Genomic DNA, 24,084 nt, shown 5'->3' with positions numbered 1-24,084 from the left:
TGCAAGTATTGGCATTGGGTTTGTGCGATGGTGTGTGATTTATTTCCCCGGTCGTCCGGCTTTCGGCAAAAAGACATCATACAAGTTGATTTCTCCTGATTCGTAATCTGGCGGAAATAAATTAAACCGACGCCACATTTCATACCACAGGGGTACTCGATTCAAAATCACCCAGCCCATCACCTGCGTGCCTTGCCGCACCTGATCTTGGGTGGGCCACGGTCGGCGTGTCGTATCGGGGACTACCCACAAACGAAATTTACCATTCGCCGAAGCCGATTGGTCCACCACCTGAATGGATCCGTCATAGGTTCCCGCCATTAACTCCGGCCAGGCGGGTAGCGGAATTGCCGGAACGCCATGCAAAAGCAATCGGACGGGACGGCCCGGCGTGAGGAGCGGTGCATCAATGGACTCGGCCCACATCTCCACCGCGCGTGTGGCACTTATTGGAACGATCGTGAACAACAGATCGCCGGGTTTGACGATTTCTCCTGGTCCGATTCGGGTCAAGCGAACCACGGTGCCATCCAGTGGGGCCGTCACGCGACTAGCCACACGCCGTTGCAGTGCTGTAGATCGGGTTAACTCCAAATCCGCTAATTCTTTCGCAGCTTTCGCGGCATCGGCAAGGGCGGAGGCCCGTTGTGAACGGGTTTCGAGCACTCGTTGACTAAGTTCCGCATCGATCTGTTCACGATTGTAGGCTAGGGCCCGCCGGCCTTGTTGCGCTTCCCGCAGGGCCGCCTCTGCAGCTTTTAATTCCGCGCGTGTGGCAGTGGCGGCTTGAATGGCGAGTTCCAAATCACGTCGTGAGAGTAACCCTTCGGCCTCAAGAACCCGTGAACGTTCTAGATTTAAGGCGGCGGTTTCTTCAGCGACTTTTGCAACGGCCAAACGTTGCTCCATACTTTGGACTTTATTGCTACTTTCCGACACCCTGGCTTCGGCTGAGGTGGTGGCGGCGCGGGTCAAGCCGGTCATTTCGTCAATTCGTTTGGCCAGGATTTCCGCGCGATCCAATGCTGCTTGACGTTGTTGGGCCAGGGCTTCGCGGGATTGATCCAAGCGCTCCAAGAGATCCGGGGCGAGGAACTTTGGATTCACATCCTCGAGCTCCAGCACCAAGTCTCCTTTGCGAACCGTCATCCCTTCATTGACATGCCATGTTCGAATGGCACCATTAATTTGTGCATGAATCTCTTGGGGTCGTTCAACAGGTGAATAGGCTGACAGCTGGCCTTTGACCGTGACGGTCTGTGTCCAAGGAACAAAAGCGACGAGGCCGGCAAACACCACAAACAACATGAGGGACAACCTGGTCCATGTGCGCAATCGTCGCGGGAACCTGACCGCGGTCCAGGATTTCAGTCGCTTGTTGGCCGCAGGGTACCGAATATCAAAGGGGCCAGATCCGAGGGAGAAATGGTTTTTGGTGCCTTTTTGAACAGACATAAACTAGGAAGGTTATACGTAGTCTTTTAAAACCAGACAGAAGTGTAACATAATATGAATAAAAAAAATGAGGGGCAGAAGGTATTCCGTTAAACACTCATCTCGAAAGAGAATACTTTAAAGGTGGCTAGTCCATAGGACCTATCTCACCTCCACACTTTTGGCCCCGAAAAGGATTTCGGGAAATTTAGTTTTGAAAGAGAGACCTATCACAGAGCCAATGGTGGAAGTGAATGGGGTGAGGAGAAACCATCGCCTTGCAGTATTTTGAATTTTGACCTGTTTGGGAAGCGGCCGTAAAAATTTTATGACCTGTCGGTTCATTCGTGGAGTTTGTTGTAGGCATCGAGGGCGGCGACTTTATAACACTCGGCCAGCGTAGGATAATTGAACACGGTCTTAATGAAATAATCCAACCCACCACCCATACCCAACACTGCCTGCCCCACATGGATAAGTTCCGTTGCGCCCGTGCCGATGGCATGCACGCCCAACAAACGGCGATCCTGCCGATGAAACAACATTTTTAAAAATCCGCTATCGTCTCCCATGATGCCGCCACGGGCAATCTCCTTATATCGAGCGATGCCTGACTCGTACGGAATCTTTTCACGCGTCAAATCTTGTTCTGTTTTGCCCACCATAGAAATCTCCGGAATAGAATAAATGCCGATCGGGAAATGGTCGACCATGGGCTCGGTGGGGATATTGAAGGCATAACAGGCGGCGAGTCGGCCTTGCTCCGAGGAGGTCGCGGCCAGACTGGGATACCCGATCACGTCCCCGGCGGCATAAATATGCGGAACGGTCGTTTGGAAATGATCATTGACCGTTAAACGACCACGAGAATCCGCCTCCAGCCCCGCGGCTTTCAGATTGAGGGCTTCGGTCGCTCCCAACCGACCGACGGAATAGAGCACCAAATCCGACACCAACCGTTTGCCTGATTCCAAATTCAACACAGCACGCGTGCGAGGACCGGAAGAGATTTCAAGAGACTCGACGGTTTCATTGAGACGAAACAAGACATTCTTGTTTCGCATCTGATGAATCAATTCATCCACGATTTCGCTGTCCAGAAATTCGAGCGGGCGCTGTCGACCATCGACCACCGTGACTTCAATGCCTAAATCTCCAAACATCGACGCATATTCAAGACCGATTACCCCCGCGCCGACCACGGCCATGGTTCTTGGCAAATCGGTGAGACTCAAGACGCCATCACTATTGATGACGATCTTCCCATCCGCCGGAACTCCCGGGGGAGGGGTAGGAATCGTGCCGACGGCCACGAGAATATTCTCCGCTCTTATGCGCGTAGTGTCCCCCTCCGTGACCAGCTGAAGAGTGTGAGGATCTTGAAAACTGGCATCTCCCTTGATCATGGCCACATCATTTCGGAACAGTTGATCCTCTAGAACATCACCCTCGGTACGAATGACTTCTTGAACACCCGAAAGGAGTTGGCTGGCGGTCGGGCGGCCGGAGGCGCCCCGCCCATGTTCATGAAAGTTGTTTTTCAAATGGGAAAAGGCCAACACGGCTTCACGAAAGGTTTTGCTGGGAATGGTCCCGGTATCAAGGCAAGCTCCTCCCACCATTCGCCGTTTCTCAATCACGGCGGCCTTCTTCCCGAGTTTGGCTGCCTGAACGGCGGCACGCTGTCCGGCAGGGCCGCTTCCAATGCAAATGAGATCGTAATCGAACGAGGTATTGGAGGATTTTTCCATGCGTGATTGTCTCTAAATAGTGGTTACTGTGGTGAGTGAAGGTCCCCGCACTTGCTTCCCTGTGCCGACAGGTCAGGGCGGTGGGGGAGGCTTAAGTGTTTTCAGGTAAGCCTGGACATCCGCGATATGATTCTTGCTCAGACGGCTTTCCCAAGCCGGCATGTTCCCTTTCCCTTTGAGCACGGTCTTCCAAAATTTGTCGTTGTCGTGAAGAATCTGATTTTGCCGGAGTGTTGGGCCATATTCACCTTGGGCCAAATTTCCATGACAGGCTTTGCAGTGGGTATTGTAGACGTCATAGCCTCGATTCGCCACCCCCGTCGGATAATCGAAAGGCTGGAAGTCCGGAATGGTGGCCACAGAAGATTCCGGGGAAGGCGCAGCCTCGCTGCGTTCAGCACTGTCTTTCAGAACGGGGGCACTGTGAAGCATTGTGACTTGATCGGTGACCTTCAACATGGTCAGCATCCCACGTGGGTATTTGCCATCATCTGCCACATGGGGAACCACATGACAGTGAAATAACCACGTGCCCGTATGCTTCACCTCGAACTCGACGATTTTGATTTCCGCGGGTCCGATGGACACCACGCCATTGGGATTATCCCACCCGGGCCGAGCCAGGGTCCCCGGGTTCATCTCCACCCATCGTTGACCATGCAGGTGGGGCGTGTGAAATTCGAACCCGATGTTCGCCAGAATGATTCGTACCCGTTCACCAGTGGTCGCCTGCAACGGAAGAAAGTCGGGAGCCGAACGAGAATTGATCGTGTGCGTGTCGTACCGTCCATCACCATCGGTGTCCCATTCATCCCACACCGTCAGGATTTCGCGATCGACCGGGGGCCAGTAGGGATCTTCGACAATAAACAGCCCATACATTCCATGATCGAGATGCTGAGCCGTATTGAAATGGCAATGATACCAATAAAACCCGGCCTCTTCGGCCACCCATTCATACGTATAAGATTCTCCCGGCATCTGGAGTTGTTCGCGGCCCATAGACCGTTGCCCGTTCCCATCCATGGCAAATGGATGGACTCCATGAAAGTGCAGGGTGTGGGGAAGGGAATGCGTGTTGGTAAAATGCACCTTCACCAAATCCCCCTGGTTCACTCGGATCACCGGACCGGGCACTGACGGCTGTTCACCTTTCAACGCATAGGCCCAAACCGTCACTTCTTTCTTAGGATCCTCCAACAACGTAATCGTCGTTTCTTGCACGGTCATAAAAAATTCTTTCACGGGTCTGTCTTGGGCGTGAAGAGGTGGAACGAGAAATCCCAGCCAGGCCATCGTGAACAAAAAGGTATGTCGGAAAACCTTTAAAGATGTCGTGAAAAAATGTCTCATCTTCTCCCTCCATGGAACAGTCCACGAAAAAAGGCGTGCGAACCAAAAAATTTTACGGGGATGGATTTCCCCCGAAAGGCAACATGCAATATAGAATGTGTCGCTAGTTCATTCATAATCGTCAACATATAAAGTAAAGCCCAGAAAAAAAATACTGACAGTTAACGAGCTTTCCCGGTGAGCCACAATCGGTTTTTAGCGAACCAATGATAGGCCTTGACCAACAAAGTGTTGATCGTGGGCCGGCGGCTCAGACGGGAAAAAAATCCTAAACCAATGGCCTCCCACATTGCTCGGAACACATCCACGCCGGTGATGATGATTCCATTGGCCCAGCGGGCATGAATCACACTTCCCAAGTCACAGGGGCTGAGCCCATGATCGTCTTGGCGGTAGGACGAGGTCGAAAAATCAATGAAGTGTAGGCGTCCCTGTCGATTGAAAATTTTCATCAAATCGATCTCTCGACGGCAAATGGGGCATTCGCCGTCAAAATACACCGTCAGCGGAAAGGGCTTCACTTGAGTTTCCAGAGATTGATCTATCAATTGACCGTGCCTCCCATCACGTCATAGCGAGGGGATGCCCTGGAGCGTCATCAGATGTTTCCATAGCTGGGCATGCCTCTCATCCCAGAGTTCGTCCTGGCAGAAAGGTTCTTGCGATGATCCCTGAAAGCACCACATGAAAGAATCATCAGCGTGGATGGTCATCCGGTGGATGAGGTCGGGATCGGAATACGGAACCGAGAGATCCAGAGTGACGATCCGAACGTCGGAAAACTCCAGTGGACCGTACGATTCACTTTCCGGAAAGTGCGGGATGGTGAGTGGGGCATGGAACAAGGGAATGGTCAGAATCGCCAGAGCGATTCCTAAGAGCGTGGTACGGATGATATGGTGAGTGGTTCCCATGGCCGGGTCCTCCTCCAGTGGCGGTTTGCACCTTTCCAGCCCTAAAAAATCAAGAAGAATGAGACATATTTTTTCGAAATCTTCCTCAACCAAAGATAAATGCATAGATAATGCCAAGAGGAGAAAAGCGAATATGTGGCGAGTCAATATCTATATAAGCTATTGATAATATTATAATTTAAAAATTTTTATTATGGGAAAAACAAAAATAAAATGAGCCGAAAACAAAGGATTTTTGAAGGATCTGTCCCACGAGAAGATATTCCGTGACACACTTTCCTGTCTCATGAGACAAAAAAAGTCAGATCGCGGTGGATGGGGCCTATGGCAGGGACTGTGACTGATTTGTTGAGAGGGAGCCTGGCTGAGTAAACCAGCTAATACGGAATCAGTGAGTTCGAAGAAAGAAATCAAAACTCCTAATGAGTTGCGATTGTGGGTTCTTGAGGAAACCTGTCGCGGAACCTGTTTCTGCTGAGTTGCTAGTTGAGATTAATTTAGTGGTCAATAAAATATGGTTCCGCAGGATCTAACCCAATTTCTTGGAATGAGAATAAAGTCACATAATGCATTAATAAATAGAATTAACCGCATTTTCTTTTTGAATTCACCTACAATCAAGCCACGGTTGCACTAGCGAGGTGAAATCACCGCGGAAAATTTGGCCTTTTCCCCAGAGTTTCAGATACAACAGTTTCTGATTCTTTTATTTGATAAGTTTGTGGTCGGTTATGGGTATTGGCTTATTTCTTAGGCTTACCTTTTTTCCAGATTAATAAGATTTTTTAAAAGGGAAATTTTTTCCTTTTCGTAATCGGGAAGTTTTCCCAATTCATATAAATAACATTGAGATTCTAACCAAGAGCCTATTGGAAATCCAAAGTAAATACGGCCAGGCAGTGGAGGGGAATTAAATTCTTTTATATATTCTTTGCATTTAGCATAGAGATCTATCCATAAACTAGTATCTTGTAGAAAACTGTACCCTTGGTCTAAAATATCTTCAGAGTGTTGACCTGGGAATCTTGGCTTTTTGGTTTTTGGAGATGTGCTCTTTTTTTGGCTCCAAACCATTCCAAGAGACTCAAAATTTTTGATTTGCTCGTCAGATAATTTACCTTCCTTGTAAGCCTTTCGAACGTTATTACTGGTCCAGTTGCCAATTGCAACTCCTCGAAATTTAGTCCGCCTATCTGGTTGCAACCCTGTTTTTTCTACGAAAGCTTTATATGCTGCAAAATTTCTTTCCCATTTTTCTCTCGTAGGATCCCAGACAAGCTTCAATTCCTTTTCCATTTTTTCAATTCTTTCATTGGAGAGCTTGCCTTGTCTGTAAAAACGACGTTGATGCCCCAGCCAATTACCTACCTTAAGGAGTTTTGTTCCTTCCCAAACCTGACCAGGTAAAAATCCTGGCCCCAATGATGAATACTCGTTTTTCATTTTTTCTTTAATTGTTAATGCTGTTCTTTCTTCACTCACCCAAAATTCCTCGCCTTGAGATGGCAGACGCCCTTCTTCTTTTAAAAACTTCTTGCACCCCTCTAAATGTTCTTCCCAGCTTTGTTGGAGGTCATAGGAGGCGGCCAAATCAATATCAAGTTCCTTTAGGAGATTAGCCCGATCTTCGGGAAGTTTTTTCTTCCTGTATGCCGTACGCTGGGCTTGAAGCCAAGCTCCAATTTTAAAACCTTCAAATTCATCCTCTTTGCTTGGTTCTTTACCATGATGTTTCACATAATCTTTAAGGGCGCCAAAACGCAGGTGCCATCTCTCTCCCAATTTCTCTATCGCTTCAAGGCTAAAAGCCTTTTGGTATACTGAAAAAGGGATATGCTTAGGAAACCCCATGAGAATTGTTTGGGTATCAATAAACTCCGAATGAAAAGATCCCCCTGAATCCCCTAATCTGGGAATGGCCCCTTCTCCTTGTTTGATCCGAACCTCTTTAATAGTGGCATCTAAGCGTTCATCTTGACTTGTCATAGCCGAAAGCACTTGCCAGACGGTATCAAACTTACTTTCTTCCAAAATTTGGTCGACTTCTTCTCCTTTTTTAACAAGAACTGGAATAATGATATAGGCACGATCCTTGCCAGGAACCTTGCGAAGCGCACGCCCCGTTGCCTGAACAATATCAATTACTGACTTTCTGGGTTCCGCAAAAAATATTCCATCTACTATGGGAACATTTACACCTTCTCCAAGACACCGTGCATTAGAAACTACACCCCGCGTACTTAAAGAAAACGTTCGGAGAATATTATTTCGTATTCCTGCTGACATTTTGCCTTCTATGTGGCTAGCCATATATTGGAGATTAGGGCTAAATTTTTTCAACACAGAAGGGAAACTATCGGGTGTGTTCACATTCACAAAATGTGCTGCAGCAGAGACTCGGTTATGAAAAGTGAATATTTTTTGAATTCCATAGTTAGCAATGGCTTTGCACAGAGCTATTCTTTGGGCCAACACTTCTGCTTTCCATGTCTCAGAATCTTCTATCTGAATCGTACCTCCCTCACGAATTAAATCTAGAATCTCTTCCTCACTAACACCTATAACCACTACCCTATAGTCACAAATAACTCCTTGATGTATTGCCTCGCTAAAGGGAAACCGATAAAAGACAGGGCCAAACATGGCATGGTCATCCATGGAACAAATTAAGTTACTATCCGTGGAATCTTTTTCTGAAAGCCGTGGAGATAAAATCTTAGGAGTAGCAGTCATGAAAAGGCGGTATTTTGCCCTCACCAAATTGTCATCAAGTACAGATGAAAAAGCTCGCCCAGCCGTTCCAGCTACCCGATGAGCCTCATCACAAATCACAAGGTCAAAGTGGAAATTTTCAAGTGCAGGATTTTTTAGAGCTTCTACAATGACAGAACCACTCTGATACGTCGAAAAGACCACTTGAGGTACGGTTTCATTTTTACTAAAAAAAACCACAAGGTCCTGTGCATTGGTGGAGACCCTGACATCGAGTTCAGAGGGTTGTGTTTCCCACTCATCTTCCTCCCGATAAACGTCGACTGTTGGATCGCTGCAAATGCATATGTAGCGAAAAGTTCCGGATTGAGCTCTATACCATTCCCCCATAGTTTGACGAACTAGGGCCAAACTCGGAAACATTACTAAAATTCGTTTACTGCCGAGTCGGTCAACTACCCATTTCCCAAGAAGTGTTTTTCCGGCTCCACAAGCCAAAATCGCTTGGCCTCTGGAAGACACCCTAAACCCCTGAAGAATTGCATCAAGGGCTTCAATTTGAAAAGGTTTTGCAACGGGCGGAGGTTCATGGTGTAAATAATCGGAACAAACGTGGTCTTTGAGGCATTGAAAAAAGTCTGGCGAAAGTTCAAGCAGTGTATCTACAAGAATATGGCCATGATCTTTTCTCTCGGTGGCTATTGAAGGTAAGTTTTGGACATTAGAGACAACAAGACGGAAATTCACCCTATCACTTATCATATAAAATGTTGACAACTCATGCTGTGATGGGGTGTCTGCTCGATCACTTCGAAATTTAGCTTGGTAAGCTGTAAAAGTTCCATCATGTTGCTGTAGCAACCCATCTATGCCACGATCTTGAGAGGTATTTAACCCTATTTGGTTTAAAATGTTTTCAGGTATTTCCTTGAAACGCCAGATATTTCTCGCTTGGTAAAAGTCTTTTTGATGGGTAAAAAAGGCGTGACAAAATTCCTCAAAGGCTTCCCCCCGTGCTTGGACGGTTGAAAGTACTCGGATCTTGTCCTCTAAATCATTCCAACAATGAATAATGGACCAATCAAATTGTGACAAGTAGGGGTACATTAGAATTTAGATAATTTTCCAGACTCGGTTTAAAAATGATTCTGTCCTGAGGTTGGAGGCAGCCCAAGAATGGCATCCGATTTTTTTGAATTGCCTTATGGACCTTCTCCTTCCTTCTCAAGCCTTGGATAATATTGGGAGGGCGGCCCATTAACGCCGATGCTACCCCTCAAACGTCGCTCTACTTCTCTTCAAATACTCCCCCCCGACACGCTACAATGCAGACCACTCCTTCGCAACATTCTTGGCACAGGGAGTACTCAGGCCGGTATCATACTTGGAAAACTCCCACGTGTGGGCCATTGCTTGCACTATCTGCTTTTGAACAGCTTCTTGGATAATACCCTATTTGGCTAAGATGCTCGTTTAAAATTCGTATTCGTGGACTTTCGACAACAAAATAACAGTGTACAACGAATGTGTATAAGGTGATCTAAACAAGTTTGACCATGACTCCCGCAAGAGGAAAATGAATCCAATAAGAATCAACTACTTGCTCTGTACTGTTGATCATTTCCTTATACGCCAACAATTGTCCCGAAAAAGTTGTGGCTTTTGCTGCGCAGTGCTCTCGCCGAATCGGTGCACTCTTGTGGTCAATGATGACGACTTTCCCATCGGTAAGTTCAAGTAACAAATCTAGTGCCCCATTCCATTGCCCCCCAGCTGATCGCGGAGCCGTCACAGAAAGCTCTGTGAGCCATTGAGCACCGGGATATTTCGATTCAACCCATTCAGAGAAACGGTTACCCGAAGAGACAAGAATCGACGGCGAAAGGATGCCGGTTACAGAAAACGCAGCAAGGCAACGCTCTGCCACGCCTTCTTTCTCGACATCGCTCAGCGACTGCATCGACGGAAGAGCTGCAAGATAACTATGCACCGCTTCTCCGATTGTTGCGTAGTGATCTTCATCAGCTCCCGATGGGAAATAGGACGGACCTGGGAGTTCCTCATTGTGAAACGCCACGTCGCCTGGCTCTGCAGAGGTTTGACTGGGAGCGTGAAAACGGGGAGAGAAGCCCGGCGGATTCGGGTTTCCAGTCAATGAGCGCCACCGTTCTTTTTGTCTTGCCGGAATTCGGCAGTCATCAACCCTGTTAGTGTTCAAGTGGCGCAAAACGAATGACGTATCAATTCCATTCAGTTCGTGTTCACCTTCTCCGAGGTTGCAGTCGAGCAACGAATCTACTGCGGAGAGTTGTGCTAGCCACGCATACGTTCCCGCACGATGCGCAAACACGAGTTTGTGTTTGGCACGCGTACACCCCACATAAAGCAATCGCAGATTTTCCTCGGTTTCGCGACACGTGCGTGCTTGTCCCTCGGGGGAGGTGAGCGCATCGTCTTCGAGACCGCTGCCGGTGCGCAATCCACCGAATTGGCCCTCGGTCTGTCCAAAAGGCCATGTCCATGATTCCAAGGTTCGTCCTTCTAGCGGATCTGCGTCGCTTTGCCCACCACCGGTGACAACCGGTGACCACATGTTGGGCGGTCGGTCGGAGTTTAATCCGCTGAGCACGACGACTGGCCATTCCAGCCCTTTGGATGAATGGTATGTCATCAACGTCACGGCATCATGCCCTTGCGGGGGGTAACGAAGATCGAGCTTATCGCCTGCAAGTTCTTCGAGGTAGAGAATGAAACCCCTAAGCGTCGCTGCTTGGCCGCTGTCGAATGCGATCTCCTCATATTCACGAGCATGTCGCAAAATGGAGTCGAGATTCGAGCAACGCTGTGCGGGATCCCCCCATTTTTGAACGTAAGTGGGTAAATCCAAGGCCTCGATTACCTGTTGAACAACAAGTGTCGGTGACAGGAGTAAGCGATTAATGTTTTCAATGCGTGAAAAACGCGCGTCACCCTCCCAAGGAAGGTGAAAAGCATGTGGCGTTTCCGACCCGCCGCCGGCATTCGTATCACGAAGAGCTTGCAGACGCTCTGTGATCCAATCGGGGGTGTCTTGCTTAGGATCGCTCAGAAGGTGAAGCACCGTTGCAGCAGCAAGGGAGTCTCTTCGATCAGCAACCAGCCGCAGACCCGCCAGAATTAGTGCCCCTTCGCGAGTGGACAGCAGACCGGGACTTTCGAGCAGATAGGGAATCCCCAAGGTGTCAAAAGCCGTGGCGATGGGCGGGAGTAGTCGGTTTGTTCGTTCTAGAATTACGATATCGCCAAATCGTATTCCTTCCGCATGCAGGTTTGCTATTCCACAGGCGAGCGCAATCGCATCGTCCGTTTGGTTCTGTGTGTCAAATACCCATCGTTCAACTCCCCGCGGCAAGGCCGCTTTCTGCGGCGTCTGCCTCGCATCATCTCCGAATATGGGACCGAATAGATGGCCGACAAACTGGACCAGTCCGCGTTGGCTTCTGTGGTTGTTGGGAAGTTCGGTGCGGGTAGCCTCAGAAGCATTTTGCCAAATTTCATTGACGAGCGCCGGATCGGTGTCGCGGAACCCGTAAATGGCCTGTTTCGGGTCACCGACCCAACGACTGCGAAGTGAGACACATTGCAGTCTGCGGAAAATAGCGAGTTGCAGCGGGTTCGTATCTTGAAATTCATCAACCAGGACAAGATCGAAATCTTCACCTAAACGAGCAGAAAGGCTTTCGTCCTCAAGAAGTTTGAGAAAGAGAATTTCCAGGTCGGTGAAGTCCACCAATCCACGTTCAGCTTTGTAGGCTTTGTATTGAGAATCGAGACGAATCGTCTCGGCAGTCAAGAGGGACGAAAACTGTCGAATATCAGCATGGAGTCGAGGATTCTGACGGACCTGAGAGGCATGGGTTCTCAATGCATTGAGCATTCCGTCGGCACCTGACCTCTTGCCTGCCGTTATTCTGATCGCCTGCAGATAGCTGCCCCAGAGCGAAATCTGCTTTGACTTGAGTTGGCGAAGTTTTTGTCGTCCTTTGTTTGTGAGTTGTGTATCGTCGGTCAAGGCATCAATGTCCGTTAGTGCATCGTCAGCGAGGTCATACAACTGGCTGATCGGCGTCTCGACTGCGGCCACACCGGATGGGGAAAGCAGCTCACACACGCGATCGGCACTGGAAGCCATTTGGGTGGTAAAGTCGGCGTCGTTGATGCGGTTTCCTCGCTTGGCGGCGAGCAAGGCCAGGATGCGACGATGCAAGTCATTGATCCCCAGTCGTTCCCCACAATCGGCAAGCGGTTGCCAGGCTGAGAGGGGAATGGCACCAAGCAGGTAGCTAAGCGCTCGTTCGCTTGCGGTTTCCGTGACGACTTCGAGACGTGGTGACAATCCCATTTCGATGGCATAGCGGGATAAGACCTGGTGCGCCACACTGTGCACGGTACCAATGGCCGCCAACTCAAGCCGATCGGCATGACGGTGTGTCGTTGCACTTCCGTCGGTTGCACCGAACAATTGTGTTTGGATTCGGCCTTTGAGCTCAGCAGCAGCTTTTTTCGTGAAGGTCGTGGCAAGGATACGTGCAGGATCCAATCCGCCTGCGACAGCATGGACGACCGTCTGGCAGAGATCTGTCGTCTTGCCTGATCCTGCACCTGCGCGAACCAGTTCGAGTGTGTGCATCATGAGGTTTCCTGAATCCCGCAAAGAGTCTTGTAATGGCAGTACCTACAGACATCCTGTATCGTATTCGCCCTGATTCTCGGATCCAGCACAAGTTTGTCTATGCCTTCAGGCCACTGAGTGGGATCTTGCAGCGGACGAGCCGGAACGGGAGCATCGGACGTCAACCAGTCATCGGCCCTGGTGATGGCGGCGGAAAACTTTTGCCATACCGTTTGAATCGCGGGTCCGTCGATAAGGGACCGGTTGTCATCGCCGTTAAGCGGGCTTTCCGATGGTGAATAGATTAGACCGTCGGAGAGCACCAGATAGGCAACAGCAGGAAATGCGCCGTGTACCATCGATCGTCCATAGGCATATGTGGCAAGCTGGACCGCCTTCCCATCTTCGATGAGTGAATGATACTTAGACCGGCCGCTATACTTGAAATCGATGATCGCCTCATCGCCGTTGTCTCGTTTTGTAACGCAATCAATCAAACCCTTCAGTGACTTTCCAAATGCCTCTCCTGAGAGCTCTACTTCGATTCCAACAATTCGATACCCGCCACTGGCCAATGTGCCGATGAGCACACGCGTCGCATTTTCCAGTTCACTGCGAAGTCGTTGACGTTCGAAGTACTTGTCGGGTAGAGCAAGCGGAGCGGCATCAAGAGGAAGTCGCTCTTCATAGGTGGCGATAACGCGGGCAACCGCGTCGTCGACTGTCGGCAAGTCACCACCCCCACCGAACACGCGCTCAAGAATGCGGTGACAGAACGTTCCTTTGAGCTGGAAATCGTTGGGTAGTTCGGCGTTAGGGCTTGGACGAATTTTCGCTTGGTAGTTGAAAGTCCATTTCAACGGACAGCCGAGTCGATCCTGTAACTCGGTAGCTGAGACCGTTTCGCGATCACAAAGCAGGTTATCCGGGATGGCCCAAAGAGGGCGTGGTTTCTGGGAAGGCTCAATGTCAGCGTCCTGACACTCAAATATGAATGGGGAGAGTGAGGTCACCTCACCGGCCGCGACCAGATCTTCAAAGACGGGCGGCTGCTCAATGTCTTTATCTCGTAGCCATGCACGAATCGCGAGCCAGATTGGGTGCCAACGTTTCACCAGATCCTGCGGCAGGAGCACGGCGAGAAATGCTTCCTTGACGAAGCCATAACCGCGAGCTTCAGCGAAACGTAGCGAAGAAAGATTGTTGCTTCCATCGTCAACCTCAATCCCTGCTTCACGAAGTTTACGAAGCTGATCGGAGGACCAACGGCATCGGGCTGCATCTGCCGTCCCTAGACCGAGCCAAATGAGCCAATCACACGGTCCGTCAATCTCGGAGAGAGATCGCACACGGATGGGGCCATCCTCGGCTTCGATGCACGAGGTCGTTTCCACTCCGTTTGCCAGAGCTTCTTCCAGCAAGCGTGCCAATTGGGGCTCTGACAAGGCCATCCCCTGGTTTTCGGCCAACTCACCTAGCAATGACGCTTGCCTGGCCGCAATCTGCAATGCGTTTATCAATCTGGGATCTGCTTGATCACCCTTTGCAAACAATGTCGCTTGCCCGGAAGCCCATTGGGCAACCATTCCACAGCGTGAGCGTATGAGGCGTGATGAGATTTCGCTTCCTCTTGAGGTTCGGTCACAGAGCAGCCAGGAATCGAGTCGTTCTCGAACCTTGCCCCCAGGATCATGCTCTTCGCCGCAAAGTTCATTTACGGCTACATCCCACTGACTGCTTCCCAAGCCGGGTTCTTGGGCCAGTGCATTGGCCAATCGGGATGCGGCCTTTCTGGGAAGTGGCAGGAAGGGTAGCGTCAGAAAATCAAGCAGTGCTTGCGGATCAACCGGTTCCCAACAAAGGGCCAAGCTAAGCGGCAAAATTTGTAGCACCGGGTGTGCCCGCGACCAGGCCGACGCCCCAGTAGTCGGCAGACCGATTCGGCTGAGGCTTGCATCAAGACGCAGTGCCAAGTCGTCGTCTTCACAACAAATGACGGTGCTTGCCAACTTGTTCGGAACACCCGCCAAGATAGCGGCAACCAACTCAAGGGCAGCGGACTCGCTGCGTGTGTGAACATAGCGAAAGGTCGAGTCCTGCTCGATACTTGTGCTGTCGGCGCCACGTACAACGTTTTGTGCTGTGTACAGGGCAGAAGCGTGGGGACCATGAGGCGCGTGTTCCGGCTGATTAACAACATCTAGCTTTCCAAGTACTGTGCGCCAAACTACCGGCCACACATCCAGGGAATCATGCAGGAAACAACGATGAGGAGGCAGCACTTGCCCTACACTCAGGGCATCAAGCACCCGTTGCAAGCGCGCCGCTTCGCTGAGAAACACAAACGTTCGGCCTTCTGCAGCCTGAGCAAGATCGCGAACTAAGTCGGGCAAGGCATCGGAGTTGGTCTCATTCCATCCAGCCAGCAGCAGTTCATCTCGGCGAGAAAGCAGATCGGAAGCCGTCCCCCAACGATCTGTCTTCATACTGGCAGTAATTACCGAGTCTACGACGGTGTCAAGCGCCGCGGCGTACTCGGTAATCCGATCCGCAGTATGAACCGAGGGAACCGGAAGCCCTAACTGAGTTTCGAGCCATCGCAACAGGGTTTCGGGACCACCGCGAAACTCATTTACATAACCATGCCCCCACTGAGGTCGAAGTACTCCTGGGGTAAGGCGAATGAAAAGCTGGGCTTGTTTTAACATGTTGTTGGGTGACTACCTTACCTTGCGAATCCTAATTTTTCATCTCACGACTTTACCATACAATTTCTTGTCGTCTGGTGTGGATGAATCGTAACCCTATCGGCAAAAAACTCAAGTTTTCAACTGGGATGAATTGCCAGAAGGGACAGTAGGGGAAGGAAACGGATTAAGATGAGGGCAAGTTTACAAGAGCAGCGATTTATTAACCTTGTGAGGTGCTTATAGGAACTTAATTTCAGGATAATTTATAGGACAAAGGCAAGCCCAAATCCCAGAAACAGGTCTAAATCTGTTTTTTCTTCTGGTGGGGTCAATCTATGGTGTGCGTAAGTGCTTGAAAAAGATGGTGGGTCGTACAGGGATCGAACCTGTGGCCCGCTGATGAAGAGTTAGCTGCTCTGCCAACTTAGCGAGCGACATTTATTTTAGTGCTAGCGAAGGCTAGCAAAGGCTTCTAAAGCTCGTTCTCGCGATTCACCGAGTTTGACGATTGGTAGGGGATAATCTTTCCCCAGTTTCACACCCGCTTCAGCTAAGTCCTTTTCCGGCGCTTCCCAAGGGTTGTGCAGGTATTTCTTGGGCATCTTTTTTAATTCGGGGACAAACCGTCGAACGTATTCTCCGTCCGCATCAAATTTTTGGCCTTAGCCTCAAGCAGCGCGTGAGGCTGCCTTTCCCAATAATTCATGGATCAACGTCTGGTAGGGTTTCTTTTGCTTGGCCGCCATTCGTCGGATAGTCTCTAATAGTTTTGGCGACAAGCGAATGGCAATGAGTTGTTTCCCCGTTTTACTCTTGGGTCGTCCCACACGACGTGCTTTTTTGAGTTCGTCATCCGTGGATTCCGGAATATCTGAAAAATCAAGCTTGTGGTCTGGAGTAGGCCGCGCGTTCTTTGCGGCTGGTCTGCCTCGTACCGATGATACGGATGGTTTCTTTGCCATGTTCCGTTCTCTTAATGGTGTAACCCGCTAGGAGGATTCGCCCGGAAGTTCATCTTCCCCACTACCCTTGAAATTTAGGGATCGTCCGAATCATGAAGTCACTAAATAGCGGCACGGTAAATGCCAGATCACCATGTGCAGGACTATAGATCATTCCTTTATTAATCAGTTTGGCTCGAACGGGACCGAGACTGGTAACCTTTACGCCCAAGATATCCGCGATATCTCCCGTGCGATGGGCATCTTGTCCAAGTTCAGCCATGGCCCTCAGAAAGTTTTTTTCACTTGGGGTGAGGCGCTCATAACGAACACGAAAAAAATTTTCGTCGAGGCGTGGGATGACCGTTAATGTGGCATCTTGAATCACCTGCAAGGTAATGGGGCTGGAAGTTGCAATATTCCAAGCAACATATCCCCATTCCTGAAGAAAATACGGATAACCCTTCGTCAAGCGATACACCTCGGTTAACGCGGAAGGGTCAAAGGCTATCCCGGCTTCTTGCGCAGGATCTTGTAATGCCTTGGCCGTATCGTCTATCGATAATGCCCCAATATTGGGAAAGCTAAATAGCCTTTCGGCATAGGATTTCGACTCACCGGCCAATCCAGGAAGAATAGGTAAGCCCGCCCCCAGTAACACCAATGGGAGTTGATGCTGTTGAATTTTGTGCATCCCCATTATCAATGCACCCAATTCTTTTTTGTTGAAATATTGAATTTCATCAATGAAGATGGCCACGGGGATTTTTCGATCCTCGGCAGCTTCACCTATGGCAATGAAGAGGTTAGGCAGATCAACTTCCAAGTCACCACTATCTGCAGCACCTTTTTCTGGTTCGATATCCAATCCGATAGTGATATCACCCATCGTAAGTTTGAGAGCGCCGATAAAACTCCGAAGAACAGCCAATCCGCGTTTGACCTTGTCTCCGGTCCCCGCCATTCGATTTAGGTCATAGAGTAGGGTCCGCAAGTAGGGGGCAATCAACGGACCTAAGGCTTTGCCTTCATGGGCCTCGATAAAGATGGTGCGGTAGCCATCATCATCCGCCATTCGTTTGATCTCATTGAGCAGAACCGTTTTGCCTACTCCACGAAGGCCCGTGAGCAACATGCTTTTTTCGGGACGCCGTTGCCGCACCCGTCCGAGAAGAATCCTGGCCTGCTCTAAAATTGGGTCGCGTCCCACAAGTTCCGGCGGTGGAGACCCCGCACCGGGGGAAAACGGGTTTTTTATAGGGTCCATAGTCTATTTATACCAATTTATACATATTTATATATGAAATCGATAATAATTGAGTATAAATGATCACGCAACCTTATGCTGAACGTGCAACATTCCCATTTTGAAACTAGCGAAGTGCAGAAAATGCTTCCAGGGCTCGGTCCCGGGAATCACTGAGTTTGACGATTGGACGAGGGTAATCTTTTCCGAGTTTTACTCCTGACTCCACTAATACTTTTTCTGGTGCATCCCAGGGGTTATGTAGATATTTCACAGGCATCTTTTTTAACTCCGGGATGAATCGTCGAACATAGTTCCCTTCTGGATCAAACTTTTGGCCTTGGGTCACGGGGTTGAAAACTCTGAAGTAGGGCGCGGCATCGGCGCCGCACCCTGCGATCCATTGCCAGCTGGCGCTGTTGTTGGCGAGGTCGGCATCGACCAACGTATCCCAGAACCATTCTTCTCCATGGTGCCAGTGCAACAACAGGTTTTTGACGAGAAACGATCCGACGATCATGCGCACCCGGTTGTGCATGTAACCGGTTTCCCAGAGCTCACGCATGCCGGCATCGACGATGGGATACCCTGTTTGACCTTGTTGCCAACGTTTGAGCGCGTTGACATCTTTTCGCCAGGGGAAGGCATTGAATTTCTTTTGAAGATTCACGCGGGGCAGATCGGGAAAATGAAACAGCAGATTATTGGAAAATTCCCGCCAGCCCAGTTCACTGAGAAAGGTGTCTCCGTCTGTCCTCAGGCCCCCCGGTTTCATTTTGAGTTTAGCCGCATGCCATACTTCGTTCGGTGAAATTTCTCCAAAGTGCAGATGTGGTGAGAGGCGTGAGACATTGTTTCTGTCCGGATAGTTGCGGCCTTCCTTGTAGCCTTTGATTCCGTTTTTTAGAAACGCCTTCAGCCGCGCCCGTGCTCCATCTTCCCCGGGTTGCCAATGTTTCGCCAGTTTCTTGTGCCAGGGGATGGTTGGTAAGAGTTCCAGATCCTTAAGCGACACACCTTTGTGTTTCGTTAGCGATAAATTTTTCGGCGCTTTCTGTGGTTTTCTGGGTTCGTTCTCCTTCCCCAGAAATTTATTTTTATAGAAGGGTGTAAATACCTTATACGGCGTGCCGTCGCTTTTGTGTGTCGCCTGAGGTTCAAACAGAAGAGAGCCGTTAAAGGTGTGAACTTCAATCCCTTGTTCGGTCAAGGATTTTTGAAGGCTTGCATCTCGTTTGATTCGCCAGGGCTCGTAACATCGATTCCAGTACACCGATTCTGCTTTCGATTCTTTAACGATGTCTTTCAATACCTTTTGGGCTGGCCCTGCCCGAAGGCAGAGTTTTTTATTGAGGGAGTCGTTCAGCGCGGCAAGACTTTCATGCAACCACCAGCGGCTGGCTGCGCCTAACTTCCATTCTCCGCTCGATTCATCGTCCAGAATAAATCCCGGAATAATTGGGTGTCCGGTTTGATGCGCGGCAAATAGTGCCGGGTTGTCCCTGATGCGCAAATCCTGACGAAACCAGACGACGATGGGGGAGTTGTTTGTTGTCATGTATTCTGTCTTGTCATATTTGTGCTAGCCATTTCTGTGTTTCTACCTCCCCTGGCCCCTCCTTACAAAGGAGGGGAAGTGAAGAAGCTCCTTCTTTATCCATTGCACAAGTTAAAACTGGTTGCCCAATATAATTATTATTGGTGATAGGTTACTGCTTTATGACTTGGTAATCAAAGATGGGCTGGAACACGAAGCCATCCTGCGTAAATGCCATTTCCACCAGAATGATGTCATCCGCTGGTTGGTAGTTCAGGACAGGTGTGGTGTTGGAAGGAGAGGGCTGGGAGGCAAAGGCCTTTTTGAGGCGTGTCCTGGATAGACTCACGGCATGCGGATTTCCATTCAGGCCATAATGCAGGACATGGCGTTCGCCTCCCCGGCGCATTCCTGTGCTTTGGTAGACAATATCCAAGTCCCCGCCCTTTTTGACGTGAATCACACTTTCATAACTATTGGTCTCACTATTTTTAAATACCCACTCGCCGTTGGCCGGATTCCACAGTCCAGGTTGGTTGTTTTCTGTGACCAGGGGTATGACTTGGGACGTGATGGTCGTTTCCCCACTCTTGACGGTGAACCTTTCTGTGGGAGAACGAAATTCTCTGAGCACCACACCATGATTTTGATCACGTGGAGTGTGGGCCGATGGGTTTTGACTAATTCCGCCACCGTAGATTGATTCTTTGGCAATGAGGATGCCTTCTGCGTTGTTGATGTCCCGCACTTCCTTCAGAATGACTGAACTTTTGTGGACCTGGTCGGCGGGCAGGTGGCTGGGGGTGACGAGCAGCCAGCAGTGCAGAAATATGACAAACACGATGCTGTTTTTCATTGGGGTACCCCCTGGTTGCCCATCCCGACCTTACGGTGGCGAAAATATTAAAAGGTCTAGCTTCCTAATATCTGAGGTTGGTTATGGGCTAATTCTTTGGAAGAAGGGTAGGTGGGTCGTTTACCCTTCAGCATTACAATCATTCCGATCACACCCAACACGATCGACAGAATTCCGTACATTTCGATAGTTCCCATGATTTCCTCCCTTTTTCATTTTTTTCCTTTCTTTATTATACCACGTGATCTGTTGCTACGGTGGGTCAGAAAAATTTTGGTTGTTACATTACTCAGAGAAAGTTCAATGACAAAGGTGGTGTGGGTGGGGTTGAAACTGAGGAATTTTCCCAAACTATGGCTGAGGGAGTAGAATGGTACTATCCTGTCATTGCACTCCTCCGACAGGATATAGTCAGTCACCAGGAAGGTGACTGGCTATGTCGTCCGAAGGTTTACCCCACCTTCGGGCGACGGGACTCATACTTTCATACATCTGGTGAAGCATTTATTGATTTGGGGTTTTTCCCCTGTCCAGGTTCGTGTATTTCTCAACTCGAAAGCGATTCCGGACATGGGGTGTTCAGGGTTTCGAATACTGCTTTGTAGCGGTCCTCCACGTCGTCCTTGTCACTCTTTGCCACCACATGGGGCTGGCTTGCTCCATGGACCATTTCCGCATGCCGACTGATGGCCGTGCGGACTTCTTGATTTTCAGTACACACGGCAATTCCCTTAAACGTTTCCAATAAGCGCAGTGTGACCGCCACATTGTTACACCCATGCTGCCGGATCTGACTGAAGGCCGCATCGAAGATCCCGGCCATTTCCGGCACATCGGCGATGACGCGAAGTTCGTCCTGGTCATCGTGGTAATACGGCGTGGGAAGTCCCTGTTCCGCTAATTGGTTGATGGCGGCTCCCAGCCAGTCGATGCAGCTCATCGCGGTGAATGGGTCGTTGATTCCTGGCGAAAGCGCCCGGAGCGCTAATTCCACCATTTGATGAATGGCATACTCAATATCCTGCTCGTCTGTTCGTTGTGATCCCAAAATAAACGCTTGGTTGACGATCCGGTGAACTTCATCGGGGATTTCTTTTTTCGGCCACAATCGAACCAGGCTGTGGCTCTTCATCACGAAATCACCCGGACGATGGAGGAGCTTGAATCTGATGTCTTGTTCCTTAGCCAGTTTGACCAGGTTGGGAAAATCGATGGCCTGGAGGTATCCATTTTCGGAAGACACAATGAGGATTGAGTTTTCCTCGTTTTCTTGTGTCCACGCCTTTGCCGTAGACTCTGCTTCATGAGTTTGACGATTGGCCCCCTTGGCGACCATGCGGCCAACCGCACGATTGAGATCTTGACTAATGGCAAACACCACATTATCCGCATGAATGGATGTGGACACATTATGAATGAAATAGATAAAGGCGCCCAGGCTGACTAATGCAAACATCAAGCTGGAAAAGACTGAGATGATCGGAACAAACAACTGGTGTTCCGCATCTCGAATGGCTCCCATCACCAACAGTGAATAGACAAAGGTGGCGATAAAAATTCCGAGAACGAGTTGATTGCCTTTATCCTTCATGAAGGTTCGCAGGAGTCGAGGGCCAAATTGTGAAGACGCGAGGGTGAGTGCGACGATCGTAATGGAAAAGGCGACACCGGCAATGGTGATGACTGATCCAGCCACGGTACTCAACAAGGCCCGCGCGCCATCGGGTCCCATGGTCCCAAAGGGTCCAAGGATTCGAGTGATTGTATCCCTGAAAGTCTGATCAGCCATAAGGGTCGCCATGGCCAAGGCCCCGGCAAGCAGGGTCAGTATGGCTGGGAGAAACCATAAACTGGAACGAATCGCGTACCAGATATTGATGAGTCGGGTATTCACTTTCACCTATCCTTTGAACTCGAATGAATAGACGGCGTTCCTGAGGACTATAGCAGAGTCGGAAGGCTGGCCACGAATGTCGGGAGGTGTGCTGGTGAGAAATGTCTTATTCGTCGTCGAGGCTCGGCTGAAGCAGGAAAGGGCCGTAGACTGTGGCAAACAAGAGATATGCACCACTCCATGCTATGCCAGCCAGGCTGAGAATGAGTGTGGTTGAAATTTCGGTCAGTGGCCCAAATACCCGGAGTAGGGTTCCGAGAGTGACCAAGAGATACATCACGATCGTTACCTGGTTCGCCTTCTTCGGTCGCCCTGTATGGCCGAGCGTCGCGCGTGTCATGACGGCCAACGTCATCGATCCCACGGCCCCGGTAGTGAGTGCATGAACAGCATCCTCCGGTTGGAGCCCGAATCCAAGTATCGATCCTCCCAGGATAAGCAACGATAGCGCTAACCAACCATACCCCACATGAAGGATCAACACGAGTGGCTCTCGCCAGGTGACCCAACCATGCCACCGACTCAGTCGGATTATGTTTGCCAACCCTGCCACGATGAAGATCCAACCTGTCGCCACATGTTGTGGTTGAATGATCCAGGCTACGGCTCCGGCGGCGATAAGAAGAATGGAGATTCCATCAAAAGGAGAAAAGGCCGCAGGCGGTTTCGCGATATTGGCTTCCGCCAAAAAGTCCTCGGTAAAACCTGGTGTAATGCGTCCTCCAATGAGGGCCAGCAAGACCATGAGCAATCCCAGCGCCATTCGCGTGGCAAGATTTGTTTCCTGATTGCCTAAAGCCAAGACGTGAAACAGAATATTGGCGATGCCATACAGACTGATCAGGATTCCTATCGGCGAACGATCCCACACTTGCCCTGCAATAATTTCCCTCCAAACCACCCCGGCGACGGCGAGGAAAAACGAACTATCAATTATGGCCGCCGCGACGCCAGGGACCCATGGACAAGCGAGACTCAGACGACCGGCCACCCATAAGATAAACAAGAGCATTAACGGCCACCCACTGACAGGAGGGCGGTCGGTCCAGTTGGGAATGGCTGTCAGAATAAATCCCGTAATCACGCAAGGCAGAAAACCAAACACCATTTCATGGACATGCCACTCACGCGAAGGATAGGGAAAATCCATTTCAACGAATCCGGCAAAAACCAAAATCCACACCGGAACAGCGAATCCGGCAAACAGCGAGGCACCAAGAAAGAACGGACGAAAACCATAGGAAAAGAAGGCCTTTCCCTGAGGAGGAAATGTAACCGAGAGCATGTTGGGCATGAAATTTTAATTCACCAAGACATTTGAATGGGTGGTCAGGAAAAAACGAACTCACCAAAACAATATCATAAAAGAGAAGCTAGGAGGAAAATGAAGGTTGAGGGGGAAAGGGGCTGGCGCGTTTGATGAAGTTGGTTTAAGAGAAGTTGATGGAAAATTACCTTGTTTTTTCAGTGAGCCACTATCGGTTTTTGGTAAACCAGTCGCCTAACTCTCCTTTCATGCTGCCCAACTGTTGATGATTGGGTCCCGTCGGTTCTCAGGTTTAGTCAGCAACATATGCACGTCACTGATGGCTCGCTCGGTAAATCCCCCTTCGCAATAACAAAAATAGAATTCCCACATGCGGAAAAATTCCTCAGAATATCCCAGCGCGTGAATATTGTTTTTGTTTTTGAATAAATTGTCCCGCCAGGCTCGCAACGTTGTGACGTAATGCGGTCCTATGTCTTCCAAATGAAACACCCGCATGTCCGTCGCGCGTGTAATGGACTCATTCATTCATATTCTGCAGTCACTGGGAGCCTTAGGCAATGACGATCTAATGAAACCTTAGACAAAAACCCATCAAAACGGCATATAATAAGGGTAGGGGACTATGGAAGATGGTTCGATGGGGTGTTAAATGAAGGTATGATTCAAAAATTAATTTTTGTTATTGCTATGGTATTTGTGGTTCTCATCGTCTTGATCTTGGCGGGACTGGGCTGGACCTTGGGGAAACCCTGGTGGAGCAAAGATAAGGAGTGATGGTTCTTTATTCCTAGGGTGCTGAAAGTCTCTGTTCTGAAAATCCTTCCTGAAGAATTCG

General features: G+C 49.7%; 16 protein-coding genes and 1 pseudogene. All 17 read right to left on the bottom strand.

Annotation, left to right across the window (positions count from 1 at the left end; genetic code table 11):
- Positions 1–39: 39 nt before the first annotated feature.
- Complete coding sequence (locus tag PPG34_RS09275) at positions 40–1,455, bottom strand: HlyD family secretion protein (RefSeq protein ID WP_313832964.1); 1,416 nt, start codon at positions 1,453–1,455, stop codon at positions 40–42.
- Between the two features lie 320 nt (positions 1,456–1,775).
- Positions 1,776–3,185, bottom strand: coding sequence for a Si-specific NAD(P)(+) transhydrogenase (gene sthA, locus PPG34_RS09270; protein ID WP_313832963.1), 1,410 nt, complete (start codon positions 3,183–3,185; stop codon positions 1,776–1,778).
- A gap of 72 nt (positions 3,186–3,257) precedes the next feature.
- Complete coding sequence (locus tag PPG34_RS09265; protein ID WP_313832961.1) at positions 3,258–4,538, bottom strand: multicopper oxidase domain-containing protein; 1,281 nt, start codon at positions 4,536–4,538, stop codon at positions 3,258–3,260.
- A gap of 161 nt (positions 4,539–4,699) precedes the next feature.
- Entirely contained in the window at positions 4,700–5,086 is a 387-nt protein-coding gene (locus PPG34_RS09260) for a thiol-disulfide oxidoreductase DCC family protein (protein ID WP_313832959.1), read from the bottom strand.
- Positions 5,087–5,107: 21 nt separating this feature from the next.
- Positions 5,108–5,452 (bottom strand): hypothetical protein, encoded by a 345-nt coding sequence (locus tag PPG34_RS09255; RefSeq protein ID WP_313832958.1) that lies wholly within the window; start codon positions 5,450–5,452, stop codon positions 5,108–5,110.
- A gap of 756 nt (positions 5,453–6,208) precedes the next feature.
- Positions 6,209–9,259 (bottom strand): DEAD/DEAH box helicase, encoded by a 3,051-nt coding sequence (locus PPG34_RS09250; RefSeq protein WP_313832957.1) that lies wholly within the window; start codon positions 9,257–9,259, stop codon positions 6,209–6,211.
- Positions 9,260–9,704: 445 nt separating this feature from the next.
- Positions 9,705–12,836, bottom strand: coding sequence for a UvrD-helicase domain-containing protein (locus PPG34_RS09245; protein ID WP_313832956.1), 3,132 nt, complete (start codon positions 12,834–12,836; stop codon positions 9,705–9,707).
- On the bottom strand, positions 12,833–15,523 hold the full coding sequence (locus PPG34_RS09240) for a PD-(D/E)XK nuclease family protein (RefSeq protein WP_313832955.1): 2,691 nt from the start codon (positions 15,521–15,523) through the stop codon (positions 12,833–12,835). Before PPG34_RS09240 ends, PPG34_RS09245 begins: the two co-directional genes overlap by 4 nt.
- A gap of 431 nt (positions 15,524–15,954) precedes the next feature.
- A pseudogene (locus PPG34_RS09235) lies at positions 15,955–16,155 on the bottom strand (FAD-binding domain-containing protein); the annotation flags it as partial.
- 18 nt (positions 16,156–16,173) lie between these two features.
- Entirely contained in the window at positions 16,174–16,467 is a 294-nt protein-coding gene (locus PPG34_RS09230) for a BrnA antitoxin family protein (protein WP_313832954.1), read from the bottom strand.
- Between the two features lie 61 nt (positions 16,468–16,528).
- Positions 16,529–17,713, bottom strand: a complete 1,185-nt coding sequence (locus PPG34_RS09225; RefSeq protein WP_313832953.1) for an AAA family ATPase — start codon at positions 17,711–17,713, stop codon at positions 16,529–16,531.
- A gap of 106 nt (positions 17,714–17,819) precedes the next feature.
- Positions 17,820–19,250, bottom strand: a complete 1,431-nt coding sequence (locus tag PPG34_RS09220; protein ID WP_313832952.1) for a cryptochrome/photolyase family protein — start codon at positions 19,248–19,250, stop codon at positions 17,820–17,822.
- Between the two features lie 151 nt (positions 19,251–19,401).
- Positions 19,402–20,085 carry a hypothetical protein gene (locus PPG34_RS09215; protein ID WP_313832951.1) on the bottom strand — a complete coding sequence of 228 codons (684 nt, stop codon included), beginning with the start codon at positions 20,083–20,085 and terminating at the stop codon, positions 19,402–19,404.
- 56 nt (positions 20,086–20,141) lie between these two features.
- Positions 20,142–20,282, bottom strand: coding sequence for a hypothetical protein (locus tag PPG34_RS09210; protein WP_313832950.1), 141 nt, complete (start codon positions 20,280–20,282; stop codon positions 20,142–20,144).
- Positions 20,283–20,632: 350 nt separating this feature from the next.
- A complete protein-coding gene (locus tag PPG34_RS09205) occupies positions 20,633–21,979 on the bottom strand; it encodes a DUF2254 domain-containing protein (RefSeq protein WP_313832949.1) in 1,347 nt (448 codons plus the stop codon).
- A 106-nt stretch (positions 21,980–22,085) separates the two neighbouring features.
- Positions 22,086–23,273, bottom strand: a complete 1,188-nt coding sequence (locus tag PPG34_RS09200; RefSeq protein WP_313832947.1) for an NnrS family protein — start codon at positions 23,271–23,273, stop codon at positions 22,086–22,088.
- Positions 23,274–23,492: 219 nt separating this feature from the next.
- Positions 23,493–23,774 carry a class I SAM-dependent methyltransferase gene (locus PPG34_RS09195; protein WP_313832945.1) on the bottom strand — a complete coding sequence of 94 codons (282 nt, stop codon included), beginning with the start codon at positions 23,772–23,774 and terminating at the stop codon, positions 23,493–23,495.
- Positions 23,775–24,084 lie beyond the last annotated feature (310 nt).

Source organism: Candidatus Nitronereus thalassa, assembly GCF_032191465.1.
In the GTDB taxonomy this organism is placed as follows: domain Bacteria; phylum Nitrospirota; class Nitrospiria; order Nitrospirales; family UBA8639; genus Nitronereus; species Nitronereus thalassa.
Note: the sequence above shows the minus strand (reverse complement) of the source record. Positions and strands in the feature narration are given on the sequence as shown.